Genomic DNA, 20,877 nt, shown 5'->3' with positions numbered 1-20,877 from the left:
TCCTCCTCTGTACACGTGTAGGCCCTCTTTTCCGTCTTGTTCTTGCCCTGCCGTCCCCTCCCAGAGTGGCAGGGAAGGTCTTAGTCGGGTTTCGGGGCGAATGTGCCGATTTGGCCCCCGAAAAACCCCAACGCTTGTCGTTCTTTGGCGAAAGAGGCGCGTTTGACCCTGCCCACAACAATGGCATGGTCGCCCCCTTCGAACACTGCGTGTTGTTCACAATCGAACCGCGCAAGGCAGTCTGTCAAAACCGGAATGTCGTCCCCGTCCAAATGATAATCTTCGGAACGTAATCCATATGCGTCCCGCGCGATGCGCCAGCACAGGTCTTCCTGATCTGCCGCAAGTACATGAATGGCATAGGTGCGGGCCGAAGCGAAATGCCCAAAACGACGGGAATTCTTATCTGGCGACCACAGGACCAGTGGCGGGTCCATGGAAACGGACGAAAACGAATTGGCCGTGGTGGCCACAGGTCCGCTGTCGGTCAGGGTGGTGATGACGGTGACGCCGGTGGCAAAACGGCCGTATGCATCGCGAAGCAGGCGGCCGTTGGTGGCGTCCGGTTCGAAGGCGGTGTGCTGTTTTGCCGAAAGCGCGTTCATCACGGCACCTCGGTTCCAAGGGCGGCCTCGTACAGCATGAACCAGCTTTCGCGATCCAGCTTGACCTTCAAGGCATCCGCCAGTGTGGCGATGCGGTCCAGATTGTTGGTGCCCATCACCGGTAGGATTTTGGCCGGATGCGCCAGAAGGAAGGCAACCGCAATCGCGGCGCGGTCCACGCCATGTTCCTTGGCAAGTGCAACCATCCGGTCGGCCAGTTGTCCGGAAGCGGTCATCAGGTTGCCGCCGCCAAGGGGCGACCATGCCATGATCGGATGATCGTGCTGTTGGTGGAACGCCAGATCGCCGTTGGTGAAGGGGCGGATTTCGGCCAGCGAGATTTCGATCTGGTTGGTGACCAGCTGGTTCTTCATCGCCGATTGCAGCAGCGACCAATCCCACGGGCGGAAGTTCGACACACCGACGGTGCGGACCTTGCCCTCGGCCACCAGTTCATCCAGTGCTGCTCCGGTTTCGTGGTGGTCCATCAGCGGATCGGGGCGGTGGATTAGCAGCAGGTCGATCACATCCAGCCCCATCACCTGAAGCGAGTTTTCGACCGACGCGCGGATGTGCGCGCGGGATGTGTCGTAGTATTTGACAGGCTTGTCCGAATACTTGCCGATGGGCGCAACGATATCGCATTTCGTCACGATTTCCATCTGCTGGCGCAAACCCGGATTGGCGCGGAGCGCATCGCCCAGCACAGCCTCGGCCCCGTAGTCGCCATAGATGTCGGCCTGATCGAAGGTGGTGATGCCCTGATCCAGACAGGACCGGATTTTGGTCGCGACATGTTCGGGCGATGTGTTGGCATCATCGGCCACACGCCACATGCCGTAGACAATGCGCGAAAAGCTAAGGTCGGATGTAAGGGCGACGCGATCCATCAGCGACGTTCTCCTACGCCAAGAGGGGTTGCAGGGGTTGAGGAGGGGACACGACCATATTCGTGCGGGAGGGAACAGGTTTTCATAGTTGGCAGGATGTGCTTTCCGACGTGAAGCGCCTCTTCCTTGTGGGGGTAGCCCGAGAAGATAAAGGCGCGGATGCCCATTTTCTGATAGGCCTCGATTTTCGACATAACCTGATCGGCGGACCCGACCAGTGCCGCGCCGCAACCGGACCGGGCACGACCCACACCTGTCCAGAGGTTGGCTTCGATAAAGCCGTCGTCATCGGCCATATCGCGGTTCTTGGCCTGATGGCTGACACCCAGCGATGTGGAATCTAGCGCCCGTTCGCGGATCGCGCGGCCCTGTTCATCGTCCAGTTTGGATACGATGTAATCGGCGTATTCGCGGGCCTCGGCCTCGGTATCGCGAACGATCATGTGAACGCGCAGGCCGTAATCCAGCGTGCGGTTGTAGCGGTCGGCCACGGCATGAACGGCTTTCATCCGGCCTTCCAGCATGTCCATCGTTTCGGGCCACATCAGATAGACGTTGCAATGCTGGCCACAGAGTTCCAGCGCGTCGGGTGAATAGCCGCCGAAGTACAGCAGCGGTCCGCCGGTTTGATAGGGGCGGGCGGGATCGGTGCTGAGGCCGGTGAAGTTATAGATCTGGCCGCGATGGTTGATTTCGTCCTGCGTCCACGCCTGTTTCAGGATTTCGATGACCTCGCGTGACCGCTGGTACCGGTAGCGGCTTTCGTCCTTTTCACCGGGGAAGTCGGACGAGATGATGTTGACCGTCAGGCGGCCTTCCAACATGTGATCCAGCGTGGCAATGGTGCGGGCCAGCATGATGGGCTGCATTTCACCACAGCGCACGGCGGCCAGCATGTTGATCTTATCGGTGATCGGTGCGCAGCCCGCGACAAACGACAGCGTGTCCTGTCCAACCTGATAGGACGACGGGCAGAGGATGTTGCGAAATCCTTGGTCTTCGGCGGTTTTCACAAGGCTTGAACAATGCGACCACGATGACCGCAGTGACCCGTCCGGCACACCCAGAAACTGGTAGTCGTCCGAGCAGAGCGCTGCGAACCAGGATACCTCGGCTGCATCCAGATCTTCGGATGTCACGGGGACGACGCCCATACGATTCCTCCACTAAATCGTCTGTCGATTTCCTCTTGCGTATCAAGCGCATTGATGTAGATCAATGGTGTATCAATAATTTTTGCGACAAAACGACCCGACACACGATGCAAAGACGCGAAAGCAATACTGCGCTGCCGATATACCTTCAGATCAGTGAATCGCTGATGCGTGACATCGCGAGCGGTCGCTATGTCGTGGGCGAACGCCTGCCGCCGGAACGGGAACTGGCCAAGACCTATTCGACGACCGTTCGGACCTTGCGCAAATCGCTGTCCGAGCTTGAAAACAAAGGCATGTTGGAGCGGATTCAGGGGTCGGGCAACTATGTGCGCGACAATACGAATGCGCGGTCGGTCTATTCGATGTTCCGGCTGGAATTGCCCGGTGGTGGTGGCCTTCCGACGGCGGATATTCTTGGGGTCGACTATATGGCGAAACCCGATGATCTGCCGCGCTTCGGGACCTCGGATCATGCATCGCGAATCCGTCGTCTGCGCTATCTGGACCAGACGGTCATCGCGGTTGAGGAAATCTGGCTGGATGGTGATTCCGGTCGTGTTGATCCGGCGGCTTTGTCCGATTCGCTGTATTTCTACTATCAGAACAAGCTGGGTTTCTGGGTGTCCCACGCCGAAGACAGCGTTTGGGCGGCACCCGTTCCCGATTGGGCGCCTGAGGCCTTTGGCCCCAACGCGGGCGACACCGCAGGCTATATCGAACGGTTCAGCTGGGCGCAGGTGCCCGAACCGGTCGAATTTTCACGCACATGGTTTGACACGAACGCCGCACGCTATGTGCAGCGGATGAAATAGGATCGCTTATGTCAGAGCTTACGCGCTACGGCGTCATCGGTTGTGGAATGATGGGGCAGGAGCATTTGCGCAATATTGCGTTGTTGCCGGACACGCAGGTTGCAGTGATCTTTGAACCGGACGCCGATATGCGGACTGCTGCGTCTGAGTTTGCGCCCGAGGCAGTGTTTGTCGAGACGCTGGATGAATTGCTGGCCTTTAATGGGTTGGACTGTCTGATGATCGCCAGCCCGAACCACTGCCATGTGGAACAGCTGGAACGGATCGCTGCGGCGCGGCCCCTGCCGGTGCTGGTGGAAAAGCCGCTGTTCACCGCTTTGGACGATCTGACCCGTTTGGCCGATTTCGCCGCCCGCTATCCCGCGCCGGTTTGGGTCGCGATGGAGTATCGCTATATGCCGCCTGTCGCCGCGTTTCTGAAACAGGCGCAGGGGGCGACCGGCGGGATCAAGATGCTGACGATCCGCGAACACCGCTTTCCGTTTCTGGATAAGGTCGGGGCGTGGAACCGGTTCAATGCCCAGTCCGGCGGGACGTTCGTTGAAAAATGCTGCCACTTCTTTGATCTGATGCGCCTGACGCTTGGGTCCGAGCCTGTGCGCGTGATGGCATCCGGTGGGCAGGACGTGAACCATATGGATGAAGCCTATGACGGGCAGGTGCCGGATATTCTGGACAACGGCTATGTCATTGTCGACTTCGCCGACGGCACCCGCGCAATGCTGGATCTGTGCATGTTCGCCGAAGGGGCCGAGTATCAGGAAGAAATCAGCGCCGTGGGTCCGGCGGGCAAGATTGAGGCGTTTGTGCCCGGTCCCGGACGGTTCTGGCCCGATGATCTAGGCGCGCCGCCTGTGCCGAAACTGGTGGTCAGCCCGCGCAGCCCCAAGGGGCCTATCACGCATGATATCCCAGTGGACCCGACCCTGCTGGATGCAGGGGACCACAACGGATCGACGTTTTACCAGCACCAGAAGTTTCTGGAACTGGTGCGCGGTGAACGGGATGTGCCCGAGGTCAGCATGGCGGACGGACGCATGGCTGTTTTGATGGGAATCGCCGCACAAATCGCCATGCAGGAACGGCGCGTGGTGGAAATTTCGGAATTTCTTTGACGGGTGTCTTGACCTTCCAGTGACTGGAAGGCCCATGTATGATCCAAACTCCGGCTATGGGGACTCGGATCATGTCACAAAACCAGTCAGCAACCTTAATCGTTGATCGTATGTCCTGCGCGTCTTGCGCAGGTCGGGTCGAGGCCGGCGTCGGCACGCTTGAGGGCGTGTCCGAGGCATCGGTGAACCTTGCCGCCGAAACGCTGCGCGTGGCGGTGGACGACAGCGCGCGCCTGCCTGATATCAACAAGAAGCTGGATGAGCTTGGCTATCCAGCGCGCAAGGCGTCGGTGGAACTGAGCGTCAAATCCATGTCCTGCGCGTCCTGCGTGGGCCGCGTGGATAAGGCGCTGGCTGCCGTGCCGGGTGTGATTGATGTGGCGGTGAACCTTGCGTCCGAGACGGCCAAGGTGACCTACTTACAAGGCGTGACCACGCCGAACGCCTTGGCGCAGGCGGCGACCGATGCAGGCTATCCCGCGTCTGTTGCGGGCGCAGATGCGGCGCTGGATCGCGAGGCGGAAAAGGAAGAAGAGGCCAAGGGCCTGACGCGGCAGGTGATCATCGCGGCCTGTCTGGCGGTGCCTGTCTTTATTCTTGAAATGGGTGGGCACATGTATCCTCCGTTTCATCATTTCATCGGACAGACCATCGGCCATCAGGCCAGTTGGATCATTCAGTTTCTGCTGACCACCGCCGTCTTGGTCGGGCCCGGTCGTGCGTTTTACACACGCGGCATCCCCGCCTTGCTGAAAGGCGGGCCGGATATGAACAGCCTTGTCGCGGTCGGCACGCTGGCGGCCTACGGGTTTTCGGTGATCGCAACCTTTGTGCCGTCGCTTTTGCCCGACGCCGTGCGCGCCGTGTATTTCGAAGCCGCCGCGGTGATCGTTGTTCTGATCCTGATCGGTCGTCTACTTGAGGCCCGCGCCAAGGGCCGGACCGGCGCGGCCATCCGCAAGCTATTGCGCCTGCAATCGCGCGAGGCGCGGGTGGAGCGCGACGGTCAGGTGATCGAAGTGTCTGTCGATGACCTGAAGGTCGGTGACGTGGTCATCGTGCGCCCCGGTGAACGGATCGCGGCGGATGGCGTGGTGCTGGAAGGGGCCAGCCACGTTGATGAAAGCATGATCACCGGCGAACCTGTGCCAGATGAAAAGACAGTGGGTGCCAAGGTGACGGCGGGCACTGTGAACGGGGCAGGAGGCCTGCGTATTTCGGCGACCCATGTGGGGGCCGATACCGTTCTGTCCCAGATTATCCGTATGGTGCAGGACGCCCAAGGGGCAAAGCTGCCGGTGCAGGGCTTGGTCGATAAAATTACCATGTGGTTTGTGCCTGCGGTGATGACGATTGCCGCGTTGACCGTGGCGGTCTGGCTGTTCTTTGGCCCTGATCCGGCGCTGACCTTGGCTTTGGTGGCGGGTGTGTCCGTTCTGATCATCGCCTGCCCTTGTGCCATGGGTCTGGCCACGCCGACCTCGATCATGGTGGGTACGGGGCGTGCGGCGGAACTGGGTGTGTTGTTTAGAAAGGGTGACGCGCTTCAGGGATTGGCGGACGTGGATATCGTGGCGGTCGACAAGACCGGCACAGTGACCCAAGGGCGGCCTGAGCTGACCGATCTGGTGCTGGCGGATGGCTTTGACCGCGCCGGGGTTCTGGCCAAGGTCGCAGCGGTCGAGGCGCAATCGGAACATCCTATTGCCGACGCGATTGTTCGTGCGGCCCGTGCCGAACTGGGTGGCTTTGCGGATGTGGACCAGTTCCAGACGGTAACCGGCCATGGTGCCATGGGTCAGGTCGATGGCGTGACCGTTCTGGTGGGGGCGGACCGTTTCATGGCGCGTGAGGGCGTGGATATCTCGGGCCTGACCGCGCAGGAAACGGCCTTGGCCAAAAGCGGTCGAACCGCGCTTTATGCGGCGATTGGCGGAAAGCCCGCGGCAGTGATAGGTGTGGCCGATCCGGTGAAACCCAGCAGCAAGGCGGCAATTGCGGCGCTGCGGGCGAAGGGCTTGAAGGTGGCGATGATCACCGGTGACAAACGCGAAACCGCCGAGGCGATCGCGCGGGAAACCGGCATTGATCAGGTGATTGCGGGCGTTCTGCCCGATGGCAAGGTGGCTGCGCTTCAGGCGATGACCAAGGACGGTGAAAAGGTTGCTTTTGTCGGTGACGGGATCAATGATGCGCCTGCTTTGGCGGTGGCCGATGTGGGTATCGCGATTGGGACTGGCACAGATGTGGCCATTGAATCGGCGGATGTTGTGTTGATGTCGGGTGATCTGGCGGGCGTGGTCAACGCGCATGAGGTGTCGGCCCGCACGATGCGCAATATCAAGGAAAACCTGTTCTGGGCCTTTGGCTATAACGTGGCGCTGATCCCTGTGGCGGCGGGTGTGCTGTACCCTGTGTTCGGCATCTTGCTGTCGCCGGTACTTGCGGCAGGGGCGATGGCGCTGTCGTCGGTTTTTGTTCTGTCGAACGCGCTGCGCCTGCGCTGGATCGAACCGGCCATGGCGGATGAAAAACCTGCCACGCCCGTCCCTGCATTGAAGGAGGCACACGCATGAATATCGGTGACGTAGCAACAGCATCCGGCCTGCCGGCAAAAACGATCCGTTATTACGAAGACATCGCGCTGGTGACACCCAAACGCGAGGCCAACGGGTATCGCGTGTTTTCGGAAAACGATCTGCACAAGCTGCGCTTTCTGGCCCGTGCCCGTGCGTTGGGGTTTCCCATTGAAGACTGCCGAACCCTGCTTGCACTTTATGAGGATAAGGGCCGCAGCAGTGCCGAGGTCAAGGAGTTGAGCCGCAAGCATCTGGATGAGATCGACCAGAAGATCGCGCAGTTGCAATCCATGCGGAACACGCTGGCGCATCTGGTCGAGGCTTGTGCAGGCGATCACCGCCCCGACTGCCCCATTCTGAATGATCTGGGGCAGTAGCCTGTCCGTTTGCGGTGGTTTTCATTTCCCGCGCCAGACCCTAAGAAGCGCCGGAATTGACGACATCCTCATGGTGCTGCCCGTATGAAAGAGATGATCCCGACGTGGGTTGATGGCGATCTGGTCGCCGTCGAAAAGCTTGAGGCGCATCAGCGCGGGCTTTTGCACAAGGCGATTTCTGTCTTTGTGATCTGCGATGGCGCAGTGCTGATCCAGCGCCGCGCGATGGGCAAATACCATACGCCGGGTTTGTGGGCGAACACCTGCTGCACCCATCCCCATTGGGGGGAAAGCGCGCTGGATTGTGCAAACCGCCGTTTGCAGGAAGAGCTGGGGATCACCGGCCTGACGCTGAAACACCGCGATCAGCTGACCTACCGCGCCGATGTGGGTGGCGGGCTGATCGAACATGAACGTGTCGATATTTTCCTGTGCGAATTGGCGGAACGGATCGAGGTTGCGCCGAACCCCGATGAGGTGATGGACACAGCCTGGGTCGATATCCGCGAACTGACCGTTCTGGTGCAAAAAGCGCCTGAGAATTATACACCGTGGTTGCGGATTTACCTGACCGAACACGCCGCGCGGATTTTTGGCGAAAACGACTGACGCGCGTCGCTTTCAGGCATTTCCCCAGTCGCTGGAACTGCTATCTTGATCGCTAAGGGGCAGGCGATGGCGTCGCCCTCGGCCAGCGGGCCGATACCCCCTGATCACCCATCCTGAACGCCGGGATCTTGCTTTGCTGCCTTCGGGCCGCGGGGGAAGGTTTCTGCCTTTGCCTTGTGGTCCCTGTCGCAGCCCAAGATGCGAAGGAGTCCTTTGATGGATCGTCCCCAGTTTTACCGTTTTCACCAAGGTGAAAAGACACTTCCTTTTTCAGACGCGGAATATGAGGCGCGCCTGAGTGGCCTGCGCCGGATCATGGCCGATCAGGGCGTTGATGCGGTTGTGCTGACCTCGATGCACAACGTCGCCTATTATTCCGGCTTTCTGTACTGTTCCTTCGGGCGGCCCTATGCGCAGGTCGTGACCGCGACGGAAACGGTGACGTTCAGCGCAGGCATCGACGCCGCCCAGCCGTGGCGGCGGGGCTATGGCGACAACATCACCTACACCGATTGGCAGCGGAACAATTACTGGCGCGCGATCCTGTCGGTGACGGGCGCTGGCAAGGTTATCGGCTATGAGGGCGATCACCTGACGCTGACCCAGATGGGGTTGCTGAACGACATGCTGTCGCCGTCAGCCACCGTCGATATTGCGCCCCTGACCATGCAACAGCGGTTCCGCAAATCAGAGGCCGAGATCGCCCTGATCCGTGCAGGTGCCGCTGTGGCGGACGTGGGTGGATACGCGATCCGCGAGGCCATTCGCGAAGGCACGCGTGAAATTGATGTGGCCATGGCAGGGCGCGACGCGATGGAACTGGAAATCGCACGCCGTTTTCCCGATGCGGAATATCGTGACACGTGGGTGTGGTTCCAATCGGGCATCAACACCGACGGGGCGCACAACCCTGTCACGGCGCGCACCTTGCAGCGTGGCGACATCCTGAGCCTGAACACCTTTCCGATGATTTCGGGCTACTACACTGCGCTGGAACGCACCCTGTTTGTGGGCGAGGTTGATGAGGCTTCGCTGGCCATCTGGCAGGCCAATGTGGATGCCCATGAATACGGGATGAGCCTGCTGAAACCCGGTGCGTCCTGCGCCGAAGTGACCGAGCAGATCAACGCCTTCTTCGCCGAACGGAACCTGCTGCAAAACCGCACCTTCGGCTATGGCCATTCGTTCGGTGTGCTCAGCCACTATTACGGGCGCGAGGCGGGGCTCGAGCTTCGTGAAGATATTCCGACGGTTCTGGAACCCGGCATGGTCATCTCGATGGAGCCGATGCTGACCATCCCAGAAGGGCAGGCGGGGGCGGGGGGTTACCGTGAACATGACATCCTGATCATCACCGAAGACGGCAATGAAAACATCACCGGCTACCCCTATGGGCCGGATCACAATGTGATCGGTTAATCCGGTTTGGGGCCTGTTTGCAGGGGCACGCGGGACAGCGTGTTTCCTGCCTCGGCGATCTTGCCCGCCAGACGAATGAATTCGGCCTTTTCGCTGTCGGTCAGGCCGGGAAGGATGGCGTCCTGACAGGCCTCGACCACGGGGATCAGACGGGTCAGGGCGGCGTCGCCTTCGGGCGTCAGGGTCAGAACTTTGGCGCGGCGATCCTCGGGGTTAGTGGTGCGGGCGACAAAGCCCTTGGCCACCAGACGATCCACCACGCCACCAATGGTCGGGCGGTCATAGGCGATCAGACCGGCAAGCGTGGCCTGATCAATCTCGGGGTGGTCCCGCAACATCGCCAAAGCGGCAAACTGCGGTGAGGTCAGATCAGACCCCGCCGCCTTCATCTGTTCGGCAAAGACCGAGACCGAAATCTGCTGAAGCCGCCGGATCAGGTGCCCGGGCATGGTGTAAATAATCGTCATGCGCGCAAGATAGGCGAGCGTTCGGCCCAACGCCATAGGCCAGCGTTAGAACAGCACCGACAAAGTCAGCGTCACGGTGACGGCGCCCAGCAGCGTGGTCAGCACGATGGATGAGGCGGCGACGTCTTCGACCTCGTGGCGGCTGGCGAAGGCGACGAAGCTTAGGAACAGGGGCATGGTGGCAAAGACGATGGCCCCTTTGGTTGCATCTCTGTCCCAGCCGATCAGCAGGCCAAAGGCCACGGCGACCAATGCAGGTTGCAGGAAGAGTTTGGCAGCGGACACCGCCAGAACGCGGGGACCCGAGCGGGTCAGGCGATTTTGCAGCATGGTGCCGCCGACGACAAAGAGCGCGATGAACGGTGCGGCCGAGACAATGGATTTGATGACCTGGGACGTCCAGTCGGGCAGGTCGAGCCCCGTCAGGCGGAACCCGAAACCGGCGAAGAGGCCGACCGCGACAGGGCTGCGCAGGAAGGCCATCAGCAAGGGGCCGACAGACGTGTCATCGCGGTCTTCTGCCATCAGGGCCAGCGTTGTCATGATCGGGATGATGAAGGCGATCTCGGCAATTATGATCCACGCAAAGACCTCGTTCGCGCTGTCGGGCATAAAGATGGTCAGGATTGGAAAGCCCAAGAACACGCTGTTTGCGGTGGCCGCGCCCATGGCCAGAATGACGCTTTGCGCGCCGTGCCCTTTCAGGACGAGGCGCAGAACGACCCAGAGCAGGAAGCTGCCCAAAAGCGAGGCGCCCGCATAAAGCGCCGCATTGCGCCAAGCCTCGGCCCCGAAGCTGTCGCTGCCGGTGACGGCGGAAAAGAGCAGCGCGGGGATACAGGCGTTCATGACGAACTTGTTCAGGATGGGCAGGCCTTCGGACGGGAACCAGCCTTGGTGCAGAAACAGACTGCCGATCGCGATCATCGAAAAGATGGGAAGCATCAGGATGATAATGTCGATCATAGGCCTTTGGTCCGCGTGGTACTGTTTGGTTTTGTTATGTGGGGTAAGGCCTTGGGGCGGTGCGGGCAATGGGTTTGAGATTGTGCGGGATGAAAATTCTTGCGTTGAAAGGGCTGGTGTTGCGACGTGTAAGCAGCTCGAAACTGATCCGGAGTCTGCAATAGTGCTGTGCCTAGGTCATTCCAAACGGGTTCGACTGTCCACGTAGCAGACGAATGACGGCCTTGCCTGATAGGTTCTGGCCAGATCGTCAGAGCCTCGTTTTTCGAGGTAGCCTGCCGGATCCTCATGAATTGAGGCGACCTGTCCATCCGTGTTCACAAAGGAATGGTTGTGTACCTTTGCCACGTCGCCGAACGTATACCCCTCGGGCAGTTCAAAGAAATCAAAGGAAAACGACGAGCCGTAGGAAAAGACGGAACCATCGGACATTTCGAATACCCAACCCGTCCAGCCCATCATGGTCTCGCCCTTGATTTGGCTCATGACTTCTGGTGGGAGTGCGAAAGGGCTTGGGTGGACGGATTCCACATAGAAATCGTCGATCGATGAACCAGAGGTCACGAAGTGCCGGACAATCTGCTGTTAAGGCTTTTTCGATTTGCCGAAAACACCTTTGCCATGCTTTTCGTCGTCAAACCGGCGCAGCGCGAGATCAACCGTGGGTGCGGCCTGCCTTAGGATGACGCACGGCAGAACAAGCCCATCTGTCAGGGTGACAGAGCAACGACATTGCGGCCCATAGATCGGGTCGGTGCGTTCTACGTTCTCGTCCAGATAGTTCTGAAGTTCATTGCCACCCATTAAAACGCATCTCAAAATTTCGCCGAAAAAGTCGTCTTCGAACGGTACACATCAACGCCGGTTTTGAGCAACGTTCGAGTTTGGCTAGTTGAGCTTGATCTGATCAGGCTCACTGATGACGAACCAAACAAACAATGCGACGATGGCACCGAAGCCCATAAAAACGGCTGTTAATTGAGCCAGCAATAGCCAACCGGCACCAGTAAAAATTCCGTTTGGGCCGTTTGAAACAATCCGGTCAACGACGCGTGCTGCGATGTATAGGAGTGAAAGCACGAGCGCGATGCCCGCGCCTGTGGCTGCGGCTTTTGGTGCGCTGACGGGTTTGCGCATAATCTGCTTCAATATCGGAGCTCCGACCAGCCAGCGGCAAATAAACGATGTCGGCAGGCGGAAAATGGCTGCGTAGGCCAGCATCGATAGTCCCGTTGCGGCAGATAAAGGCAGCGAGATGAGCGCCCATGCCGTCAACGCAGAAAGGTTCACCGCATGAACCCATTGTTTTCGTGAGTATACGGACCATTGTGTCATGAAACGAAGGTACGTCGTAAAGTGAGGGTTTTCTAACGGTAGCCTTCCTGTCGGTTCCTCGTGTTCTTTCAAAAAATTTAAACGGATGCGCGTATTCCTAGTCGTGCGCCATTTGCTGAGAGGGGTTGACCCACAATTATAGTATGTATACTTATTAATATAGTGTCGCGACAGGAGGAGGTGCCGCATGCAATTTTATCTGGACGGGTTTCGGACTGGTGATCCGCTGAAAACGCCGGAGGCGGACAAAGCGCCCAAAGCCAGTGATCATGTGGATGTCGCGATCATCGGATGTGGGCCTGCCGGTCTGACGCTTGCTGCGCAACTGGCGGCGATTGGTGGCATGTCGGTGCGCATCTTTGACAAAAAGGACGGGCCGCTTGAGGTCGGGCAGGCCGATGGGATCGCCTGCCGGTCGCTTGAGATGTTTGAGGCCTTCGGCTTTGCCGAAAAGGTTCTGAAAGAAAGCTATTGGGTAAACGAGGTCGCGTTCTGGCGACCTGATCCCAGTGGTTCGGGCTTGCATCGCGCGGACCGTATTCAGGATGTAGAAGACGACCTGTCCCATCAGCCACACGTCATTCTGAACCAGGCGCGAGTGCATGATTTCTATCTTGAGATGATGGAGAATTCGGCCATGGGGCTGGTGCCGGATTATAACCGTGATCTGGCCGGACTGGTCTGTGATGACAGTGCCGAGCATCCCGTGACGCTGACGTTCGACTGCCTTGATGCACCGGGTCAGCAAGAAGTGGTTCACGCGAAATATGTCGTCGGTTGCGACGGTGCCCGCAGTAAGGTGCGCGCGGCCATGGGCTATGCGCTGAAGGGAGAGGCCGCGCGGCAGCTTTGGGGTGTGATGGATGTGCTGGCGGTGACGGACTTCCCCGACTACCGCCTGAAATGCGCGATCCAGTCAGCCGAGGCGGGCAGCATCCTGATCATCCCGCGCGAAGGCGGCTACCTGACGCGGCTGTATATCGAGATGGACGCTTTGCACGGGGATGAACGCGCCGCGGATCGTGGCGTGACCGCCGAAATGCTGGAAGGAAAGGCGCGCGCCATTCTGGCACCCTACCATTTCGAAGTGAAAGAGGTTGCTTGGTTCTCTGCCTATGAGATCGGCCAGCGGGTCTGTGACTCGTTCGATGATCTGCCGTCGGACATTCGGGGTGGGGATATTCCTTGCATCTTTATTGCCGGTGATGCCTGCCACACCCATAGCCCCAAGGCGGGGCAGGGGATGAACGTGTCGATGGCGGATACGTTTAACCTTGGCTGGAAACTGGCCGCTGTTCTGAAAGGGCGCGCACAACCCAAACTGCTGGCGACCTATTCCGAGGAACGTCATGCCAAGGCGAAAGAGCTGATCGACTTTGACCGTGATATGGCGCGGCTGTTCAGTGAAAAGCCAAAGACAGCCGAGGAAAGCGCGCAGTTCCAGCGGTATTTCCAGAAGCACGGGCGGTATACTGCAGGGGTCGAGACGACCTATGATGCATCGCTGATTATCGGCGGGACGGCGCATCAGGATTTGGCCAAAGGTCAGGTTGTGGGCAAGCGTTTCCATTCGGCCCCTGTGATCCGGCTGGCCGATGCCAAGCCGATGGAACTGTCCGAGTCCCTAACGGCGAACGGGCGGTGGCGCGTGATCTGTTTTGCGGATGCGTCTGACACGGGTGGTCCGGGTGGCAAGGTCGCGGCTTTGTGCGATTATCTGTTGGAGGATCCGCAGTCGCCCCTGATGAAATTCGGGCGCGATGGCGAAGACCTTGATGCGCTTCTGGACGTGCGGGCGGTGTTCCAGCAGGCGCATCGCGATCTGGACTTGTTCACGATGCCGGAATTGTTGGTGCCGAAGAAAGGCAAGTTGGGACTGACGGATTATGAGAAAATCTTTTGTCCTGATCTGAAATCCGGCGTGGATATTTTCGATATACGTGGAATTGACCGTACCAAAGGGGCGATGGTTGTCGTGCGACCCGATCAGTTTGTGGCGCAGGTTTTGCCGTTGGACGCCTATGATGAGCTGAGCGCGTTTTTCGCTGAGTTCATGATGTGAACGAGCGATCATGTTAAACATTGACCGTCCGGTCGGTTACACATAACCTTTCCTCCAAGCCCCGCGAAAGGGGCAGGGAGGACATGACTAATGACATCATCCGACACCGTGCTGTCGCGGTTGGACGCGGGCGTTCTGTGTATAACGCTGAACCGTCCGGACCGGTTGAACGCCTTTACCGAAGAGATGCACATCGCTCTGCGGGCCGAGTTCGAGCGCGCACGGGATGACGATGCGGTGCGCGCTGTTCTTCTGACCGGTGCGGGGCGTGGTTTTTGCGCGGGGCAGGACCTTGGGGATCGTGATCCGCGCAAGGGCGAGGCACGCGATCTGGGGCAGACCTTGGACATGTTCTATAACCCAACGCTGCGGTTGATGCGGGATTTGAAGAAACCCATCGTCTGCGCGGTGAACGGCGTGGCGGCGGGGGCAGGGGCCAATGTGGCCTTGGCCTGTGATATCGTTCTGGCCGCGAAATCCGCCAAGTTCATTCAGGCCTTCAGCAAGATCGGGCTGGTTCCCGATGCCGGTGGCAGCTGGACATTGACGCGCATGATTGGTGAGGCACGGGCAAAAGCGTTGACCATGACGGCGGAGCCTTTGATGGCGGAAACCGCTGCGGACTGGGGTTTGATCTGGAAGGCCGTCGATGACGACGCACTGATGGATGAGGCGACCGCTTTGGCGGAAAAGCTGGCGGCGGGGCCGACCTTTGGATTGGGCCTGACCAAACAGCTGATCCATGATGCGGCGAGCAACGATTTCGATGCGCAGCTTGATCGCGAACGGGATTGTCAGCGCGCGGCGGGGGCGTCGGACGATTACAAGGAAGGCGTCATCGCGTTTCTTGAAAAGCGCGCGCCCAGTTTTTCGGGGCGCTGATCGTGGCACAGGAGATGACAGATCAGGAACTGGCCGAAGCCTGCGCCAAGGCACTCTGGTCCACGGATAACGCAACGCAGCAGTTGGGCATGGAGTTGGCGAGTGTCGGACCGGGCGAGGCGGTGATCGAAATGGTCGTGACCGAGCGGATGACCAATGGACACGGCACGGCCCATGGGGGCTATCTGTTCACACTGGCCGACAGCGCCTTTGCCTTTGCGTGCAATACCTACAATCAGGCCACCGTCGCGCAGCATTGTTCGGTCACCTACATCACGCCCGGCGCTTTGGGGGATCGTCTGACCGCCCACGCGCACGAGATTTCGCGCAAGGGCCGGTCGGGCATCTACGACGTCACGATCACACGACAGGACGGCACCGTAATTGCCGAATTCCGCGGGCATTCGCGTAGCTTGGGCCAGCCGCTTTTGCCGGACGTAGGCGCATAAGGATCAGTGGAGGAGAGACCATGAAAGACCTGACACCACCAAAGGACATCCTTGACCCGATCGAGATTGCAAGCCGTGATGAAATCGCCGCGCTTCAGGAAAAGCGGATGGCGTGGTCCTTGCGCCATGCCTACGACAACTCGCCCTTCTTCAAAGCGAACTTTGACAAGCACGGCGCGCATCCGGATGATTTCAAAACGCTGGCCGATCTGGCGAAGTTTCCCTTCACGATGAAGCAGGACCTGCGTGACACCTACCCCTTTGGCATGTTCGCTGTGCCGCAGGATCAGGTGGCGCGGGTGCATGCGTCGTCCGGCACCACAGGTAAGCCGACGGTGGTCGGTTATACGCAGAACGACATAAGCAATTGGGCCGATTGCGTTGCGCGGTCGATCCGTGCCTCGGGCGGGCGGGCAGGGGACATCTGTCATATCTCCTACGGCTACGGGTTGTTCACCGGCGGCCTTGGCGCGCATTACGGGGCCGAACGTTTGGGCTGCACAGTGGTGCCTGTCTCCGGCGGGATGACCGAACGGCAGGTCACGCTGATCCAAGATTTCAAACCGCAGATCATCATGGTCACCCCCTCCTACATGCTGGCCATTCTCGATGAGTTCCGCAGGCAGGGCATTGACCCGCGCGAGTCTTCTTTGAACGTCGGGATTTTCGGCGCAGAGCCGTGGACGAATTCGATGCGCGGCGAAATCGAACAGGCGTTCGATATGCATGCGGTGGATATTTACGGGCTGTCCGAGATCATGGGGCCGGGTGTTGCCAATGAATGCGTCGAAACCAAAGACGGGCTGCATGTCTGGGAGGATCACTTCTATCCCGAAATCATCGACCCCGCGACGGGCGAGGTGCTGCCGGATGGCGAGATGGGCGAATTGGTGTTCACCACGCTGACGAAAGAGGCGCTGCCGATGGTGCGCTACCGGACCCGCGATCTGACGCGCATCCTGCCCGGCACGGCGCGGTCCATGCGGCGGATCGAAAAGATCACGGGGCGCAGCGACGACATGATCATCCTGCGCGGCGTCAACGTGTTCCCGACCCAGATCGAGGAACAGATCCTGAAATGCGCGGGCCTTGCGCCGCACTTCCAGATCGAACTGATCAGCAAAGGCCGGATGGATGCGATGGTGGTGCATGTGGAATGTACGGCCGATATGTCATCGTCGGACGCGCGCGATGCTACGGCGCGGGAACTGGCCCATCACATTAAATCGGTTGTTGGCATCACAGCGGCAATCACCGTGCATGATCCCAACGGCGTCGCCCGATCCGAGGGCAAGGCCAAACGGGTGGTGGACAACCGGACCGGCTGACGCTGGTCCGTCCGGGGTGGCGAAGAGGATCGCCGTCGTTTAAGCCAGCGATGGAGTATCAGGGAAGGGCCGATTGGTATGGCCAGAACACGCGCCAAGGATTTCGAGGAAAAGCAGCATCAGCTTTTGCTGGTAGCCGCCCATGTCTTTGCCACCGACGGGATGGAAAAGGCGTCGATGTCCGGTATCGCGAAACTGGCGGGCGTGTCGAAATCGCTGCTGTATCATTACTACCCTTCCAAGTCTGAGCTGATCTTTTCCATCATTCAGGCCCATCTGGTCGAGCTTGAGGCCGCCTTAGCCGAAGCGGATGATCCCACTTTGCCGCCGCGCGACCGGTTGCAGAAACTGGTGAAGGCCACGCTGGATGCCTATGAGGGCGCCGATGATATGCACAAGGTGCAGCTGAACGCAGGCGAAGCACTGGACGAAGATCAGCTGGCCCAAGTCACCGCAATGAACCGCCAGATCGTAAAGCGCATTGCGGATGTGATCGCGGAAATCCACCCTGAACTCGCGGCACCGTCAGGATCGCTTTTGATGCCGGTGACCATGTCGCTGTTCGGGATGATGAACTGGGCCTATCTGTGGTTCCGCGAAGATGGCCCCATGACGCGCGAAGATTACGCGCGCATGGCGACCACGCTGATTTTGGATGGCGTAAAGGGCGTCGCCTGACGCCCCTTAGGCATCGTCTGGTAACGGCCAGCTTTTCGCGACCATCGTCAGAACATCGTATTGCGCGACGACCTCGTCGTTCTGGTTGGTAACGCAGCAATCCCAACGGACCTCGCCGTAGACCGAACCTTCGCGCGGACTGATTTCCTTACATGTCAGCTGCACGCCCAGACTGTCACCGAAATAAACCGGCGTCAGAAAACGCAGGTTGTCGATGCCATAGTTTGCCAGAACAGGGCCCGGATCGGGCTGTACGAACAGGCCTGCGGCCAAGGACACGATCAGATAGCCATGCGCGACGCGGTCGTCGAAGAACGGGTTCGCCTTGGCCGCGACTTCGTCCATATGGGCGTAGAAGGTGTCGCCGGTGAACTTGGCAAAATGTTCGGTGTCTTCCAGCGTGATCGCGCGTCGGGCGGTGACCAACTGGTCGCCAATGCGCAAGTTTTCCAGTGATTTCCGGAACGGATGCGTGCCGGATTGCGCAGGGGCACCGGCAACCCATTGGCCGGTGATCTTGGCCAGCATGCGGGGCGTGCCCTGAATGGCGGTGCGCGCCATAAAGTGTTTGACCCCACGCATGCCACCCATTTCTTCACCCCCACCAGCGCGGCCGGGACCGCCGTGGATCAGAGGCGCAAGCGGAGAGCCGTGACCGGTTGACGTTTTGGCGCTGTCGCGGTTGCCGACCAGCACCCGACCATGCTGCGGCGCAAGGCCCAAGGTCAGCTCGGCAGCGAGAGTGTCGTCATTGGTAAAGACCGACGACACCAAGGACCCGCGGCCTTTCATGGCCAAGGCGATGGCTTCGTCCACGCCGTCGTATCCCATGATTGTTGCGGCTGGGCCAAAGGCCTCGGTGTCGTGGGGCGCGGTTGCGGTCATCGGGTTGGCGCAATGCAGCAGAACAGGGTTCATGAACGCGCCTTTGTCGGGATCGCCCGACGAGGTGCTGACCACGTCAGGATCGCCAAAGACGATTTCGGCGTCGGTTGCGATGCGTGCGATCTGGGCGCGGACGGTGTCGCGATCAGAAAGCGAGGCCAAGGCCCCCATGCGGGTTGCGGCATCTGATGGCAGTCCCGGTTGTACCTTGGTCAACGCCGCAGACAGCGCGTCGATCACGGCCTGTTCTTGGGATTTCGGCACAAGGACGCGGCGGATGGCGGTACATTTCTGGCCCGCTTTCGACGTCATCTCGCGCTGAACTTCTTTCACGAACAAATCGAACTCGGGCGTTCCCGGCTCCGCATCGGGCGCAAGGATCGAGGCATTCAGGCTGTCGGCCTCCATCGTGAACCGGACCGAGTTTTTGACGATGGCCGGATGGCTGCGCAGCTTGTGCCCTGTCGCGGCCGAGCCGGTGAAGGTGACCACATCCTGTTCGGCCACATGATCCAGCAGGTCGCCGACGCTGCCGCAGACAATCTGCAACGCGCCGTCAGGCAGAATGCCCATGTCGATGATCCGGCGCGCGACCAGTTCGGCCAGATAGGCACCGGTCGAGGCGGGTTTCACAAGGCAGGGCATGCCTGCGATCAGGGCAGGGGCGACCTTTTCCAACATGCCCCAGACGGGGAAGTTGAAAGCATTGATATGAACCGCGACGCCCAGCATGGGGCTCAGGACGTGCTGACCCACGAAAGAGCCGTCTTTGGACAGCTGCTCGACCGGACCTTCGGGAAGAACGCGGGCGTTCGGCAGTTCACGACGGGCCTTCGAGGCGAAGGTCAGCATGGTGCCGATCCCGCCGTCGATATCAGGCCATGCATCACGGGGCGTGGCCCCTGTGTGAAGGCTTTCGCGGTGGAAGTCGTCTTTCATCTCTAACAGCTTCAGACCGATGGTCTTCAGCATCATGGCACGTTCGTGGGTGGTGTGGCGGCGCAGGGCAGGGCCGCCCACGGTGCGGCCCCAGTCCAGCGCGGCGGCCATGTCCAGACCTTCGGACCCGATCAGGGCATGGATGTCGCCGGTTGCGGCATCAAAAAGCGGTTTGGGTTCACCCGCGCCGGTGCGCCACGCGCCGCTCAGGTAGCTTTCCAAGCGGCGGGGAGTTTCATTCGTCATAGGTCAGCACCACTTTGTCGGACAGGGGAATGCACTGGCACGACAGGACGTAGCCCGCGCGCACTTCGTAATCTTCCAGCGCGTGGTTGACTTCCATTTCGACCTCGCCCTCCAGCACCTTGGCGCGGCAGGTCGAACAGACGCCCGCTTTGCAGGAATAGGGTGCGTCCATGTCGTGTTGGAGTGCCGCGTCCAGAACGGCGGTTCCGTTGCGCGGCATCTGGAAGCTGCGGGTCACGCCATCGATGGTGACAGACACGTCGCAGGCATCGGCTGTCTGGCTGTCCGCCTTTGCGCTGGCCTTCTGTTTCGCACGGCCCGGCTGGGACGAGGCGAAAAGTTCGAACTTGATCTGGTCATCGCCCAGACCGTGTTTGCGCAGGCCTTCGGCGATGGTCAGCATCATCGGCTCGGGCCCGCAGATAAACGCGGTGTCGATGCTGTCGGCGTCGATCCAGAGGCGGAACAGCGTATCCAGTTTCTCGGCATCGACGCGGCCCGAGAACAGATCGATATCCCCACCGGTTTCCAGAATATGGATGACCGAGAAACGCCCCAGATAGGTGTTTTTCAAATCCTCCAGTTCCTCGCGGAACATGATCGAACTGGCGTGGCGGTTGGCGTAGACCAGCGTGATGTTTGCGTTCGGTTCGCGCGCGAGGGTGGTCTTGATGATCGACAGAACAGGCGTGATGCCGGACCCGGCTGCAAAGGCCAGATAGCCACGCGCGCTGTCGGGATCGAGCGGGGTAAAGAACCGCCCCTGCGGTGTCATTGCCTCGACCGTGTCGCCGGGGCGCAGGTTTTCGTTGGCCCAGGTTGAAAATGCGCCGCCATCGACCCGCTTGATACCGACACGCAGCAGATTGTCATCCAGACCTGCGCAAATCGAATAGGACCGGCGCAGTTCCTGCCCGTCAAAATCGCGGCGGAAGGTCAGATACTGGCCTTGGGTAAAGGTGAAATCGCCGTCCTGCGGTTTCAGTGTGACAACCACGGCATCACGGGTGTCGTGGTGGACATCGATCACATCAAGGGTGTGGAAGCGGGGCATTATCGCGTCTCCTGTTCCAAGTG

Annotated in this window: 21 protein-coding genes; 11 read left to right on the top strand and 10 right to left on the bottom strand. The window is 59.7% G+C overall.

What is annotated here, in order from left to right:
• Positions 1-80: 80 nt before the first annotated feature.
• Genes AC4FIA_RS11980 through AC4FIA_RS11970 form a run of 3 tightly spaced genes read right to left on the bottom strand, consistent with a single transcriptional unit; the run spans position 81 to position 2,649 of the window.
• The gene (locus tag AC4FIA_RS11980) at positions 81-605 is read right to left on the bottom strand and encodes a flavin reductase family protein (RefSeq protein WP_490366043.1); all 525 of its coding nucleotides are present in this window, start codon (positions 603-605) and stop codon (positions 81-83) included.
• Positions 605-1,495 carry an aldo/keto reductase gene (locus AC4FIA_RS11975; RefSeq protein WP_490366042.1) on the bottom strand — a complete coding sequence of 297 codons (891 nt, stop codon included), beginning with the start codon at positions 1,493-1,495 and terminating at the stop codon, positions 605-607. Before AC4FIA_RS11975 ends, AC4FIA_RS11980 begins: the two co-directional genes overlap by 1 nt.
• Positions 1,495-2,649, bottom strand: a complete 1,155-nt coding sequence (locus AC4FIA_RS11970; RefSeq protein WP_490366041.1) for an LLM class flavin-dependent oxidoreductase — start codon at positions 2,647-2,649, stop codon at positions 1,495-1,497. Before AC4FIA_RS11970 ends, AC4FIA_RS11975 begins: the two co-directional genes overlap by 1 nt.
• Before the next feature lie 107 nt (positions 2,650-2,756).
• Between AC4FIA_RS11970 and AC4FIA_RS11965 the strand changes: the two genes are divergently transcribed.
• The 6 genes from AC4FIA_RS11965 to AC4FIA_RS11940 all read left to right on the top strand — a co-directional run bounded on the left by AC4FIA_RS11965 (position 2,757) and on the right by AC4FIA_RS11940 (position 9,563).
• Positions 2,757-3,464, top strand: coding sequence for a GntR family transcriptional regulator (locus tag AC4FIA_RS11965; RefSeq protein ID WP_490366040.1), 708 nt, complete (start codon positions 2,757-2,759; stop codon positions 3,462-3,464).
• Between the two features lie 8 nt (positions 3,465-3,472).
• A complete protein-coding gene (locus tag AC4FIA_RS11960) occupies positions 3,473-4,579 on the top strand; it encodes a Gfo/Idh/MocA family protein (protein ID WP_490366039.1) in 1,107 nt (368 codons plus the stop codon).
• A 71-nt stretch (positions 4,580-4,650) separates the two neighbouring features.
• Complete coding sequence (locus AC4FIA_RS11955) at positions 4,651-7,155, top strand: heavy metal translocating P-type ATPase (protein ID WP_490366038.1); 2,505 nt, start codon at positions 4,651-4,653, stop codon at positions 7,153-7,155.
• Positions 7,152-7,535 (top strand): Cu(I)-responsive transcriptional regulator, encoded by a 384-nt coding sequence (gene cueR, locus AC4FIA_RS11950; RefSeq protein WP_490366037.1) that lies wholly within the window; start codon positions 7,152-7,154, stop codon positions 7,533-7,535. The genes AC4FIA_RS11955 and cueR overlap by 4 nt, the downstream gene beginning before the upstream one ends.
• 84 nt (positions 7,536-7,619) lie before the next feature.
• Positions 7,620-8,144, top strand: a complete 525-nt coding sequence (gene idi, locus AC4FIA_RS11945) for an isopentenyl-diphosphate Delta-isomerase (protein WP_490366036.1) — start codon at positions 7,620-7,622, stop codon at positions 8,142-8,144.
• 216 nt (positions 8,145-8,360) lie between these two features.
• Positions 8,361-9,563: an aminopeptidase P family protein gene (locus tag AC4FIA_RS11940; RefSeq protein ID WP_490366035.1), complete on the top strand. Its 1,203-nt coding sequence runs from the start codon at positions 8,361-8,363 to the stop codon at positions 9,561-9,563.
• Here the strand turns inward: AC4FIA_RS11940 and AC4FIA_RS11935 are convergent.
• The 5 genes from AC4FIA_RS11935 to AC4FIA_RS11915 form a co-directional block, all read right to left on the bottom strand.
• Complete coding sequence (locus tag AC4FIA_RS11935; RefSeq protein WP_287476941.1) at positions 9,560-10,030, bottom strand: MarR family winged helix-turn-helix transcriptional regulator; 471 nt, start codon at positions 10,028-10,030, stop codon at positions 9,560-9,562. The two genes, AC4FIA_RS11940 and AC4FIA_RS11935, sit on opposite strands and share 4 nt — an antisense overlap.
• 45 nt (positions 10,031-10,075) lie before the next feature.
• Positions 10,076-10,996 (bottom strand): AEC family transporter, encoded by a 921-nt coding sequence (locus tag AC4FIA_RS11930; protein WP_490366034.1) that lies wholly within the window; start codon positions 10,994-10,996, stop codon positions 10,076-10,078.
• Positions 10,997-11,173: 177 nt separating this feature from the next.
• Positions 11,174-11,482, bottom strand: a complete 309-nt coding sequence (locus AC4FIA_RS11925) for a hypothetical protein (protein ID WP_490366033.1) — start codon at positions 11,480-11,482, stop codon at positions 11,174-11,176.
• Positions 11,483-11,581: 99 nt separating this feature from the next.
• Positions 11,582-11,800 carry a hypothetical protein gene (locus tag AC4FIA_RS11920; protein ID WP_490366032.1) on the bottom strand — a complete coding sequence of 73 codons (219 nt, stop codon included), beginning with the start codon at positions 11,798-11,800 and terminating at the stop codon, positions 11,582-11,584.
• An 84-nt stretch (positions 11,801-11,884) separates the two neighbouring features.
• Positions 11,885-12,217, bottom strand: a complete 333-nt coding sequence (locus tag AC4FIA_RS11915) for a hypothetical protein (protein WP_490366031.1) — start codon at positions 12,215-12,217, stop codon at positions 11,885-11,887.
• A 301-nt stretch (positions 12,218-12,518) separates the two neighbouring features.
• On the opposite strand from AC4FIA_RS11915, the gene AC4FIA_RS11910 reads away from it, so the two are divergent.
• From AC4FIA_RS11910 to AC4FIA_RS11890, 5 genes are all read left to right on the top strand, one after another.
• Positions 12,519-14,393, top strand: a complete 1,875-nt coding sequence (locus tag AC4FIA_RS11910) for an FAD-dependent monooxygenase (RefSeq protein WP_490366030.1) — start codon at positions 12,519-12,521, stop codon at positions 14,391-14,393.
• Positions 14,394-14,483: 90 nt separating this feature from the next.
• Positions 14,484-15,275, top strand: coding sequence for a 2-(1,2-epoxy-1,2-dihydrophenyl)acetyl-CoA isomerase PaaG (gene paaG / locus AC4FIA_RS11905; RefSeq protein ID WP_490366029.1), 792 nt, complete (start codon positions 14,484-14,486; stop codon positions 15,273-15,275).
• 14 nt (positions 15,276-15,289) lie between these two features.
• Positions 15,290-15,724, top strand: a complete 435-nt coding sequence (gene paaI, locus AC4FIA_RS11900) for a hydroxyphenylacetyl-CoA thioesterase PaaI (protein WP_490366061.1) — start codon at positions 15,290-15,292, stop codon at positions 15,722-15,724.
• 20 nt (positions 15,725-15,744) lie between these two features.
• Positions 15,745-17,052, top strand: coding sequence for a phenylacetate--CoA ligase PaaK (gene paaK, locus AC4FIA_RS11895; protein ID WP_490366028.1), 1,308 nt, complete (start codon positions 15,745-15,747; stop codon positions 17,050-17,052).
• A gap of 78 nt (positions 17,053-17,130) precedes the next feature.
• Positions 17,131-17,730 carry a TetR/AcrR family transcriptional regulator gene (locus tag AC4FIA_RS11890; RefSeq protein WP_490366027.1) on the top strand — a complete coding sequence of 200 codons (600 nt, stop codon included), beginning with the start codon at positions 17,131-17,133 and terminating at the stop codon, positions 17,728-17,730.
• A 6-nt stretch (positions 17,731-17,736) separates the two neighbouring features.
• Here the strand turns inward: AC4FIA_RS11890 and paaZ are convergent, their stop codons facing one another.
• Together paaZ and paaE are read right to left on the bottom strand one after the other, a co-directional pair.
• Positions 17,737-19,800 carry a phenylacetic acid degradation bifunctional protein PaaZ gene (gene paaZ, locus AC4FIA_RS11885; RefSeq protein WP_490366026.1) on the bottom strand — a complete coding sequence of 688 codons (2,064 nt, stop codon included), beginning with the start codon at positions 19,798-19,800 and terminating at the stop codon, positions 17,737-17,739.
• Positions 19,790-20,854 carry a 1,2-phenylacetyl-CoA epoxidase subunit PaaE gene (gene paaE, locus AC4FIA_RS11880; RefSeq protein ID WP_490366025.1) on the bottom strand — a complete coding sequence of 355 codons (1,065 nt, stop codon included), beginning with the start codon at positions 20,852-20,854 and terminating at the stop codon, positions 19,790-19,792. The genes paaZ and paaE overlap by 11 nt, the downstream gene beginning before the upstream one ends.
• Positions 20,855-20,877 lie beyond the last annotated feature (23 nt).

Source organism: Thalassococcus sp., from assembly GCF_982780845.1.
The sequence above is the reverse complement of the archived record's forward strand: the minus strand, read 5'-3'. Positions and strand labels throughout refer to the sequence as shown.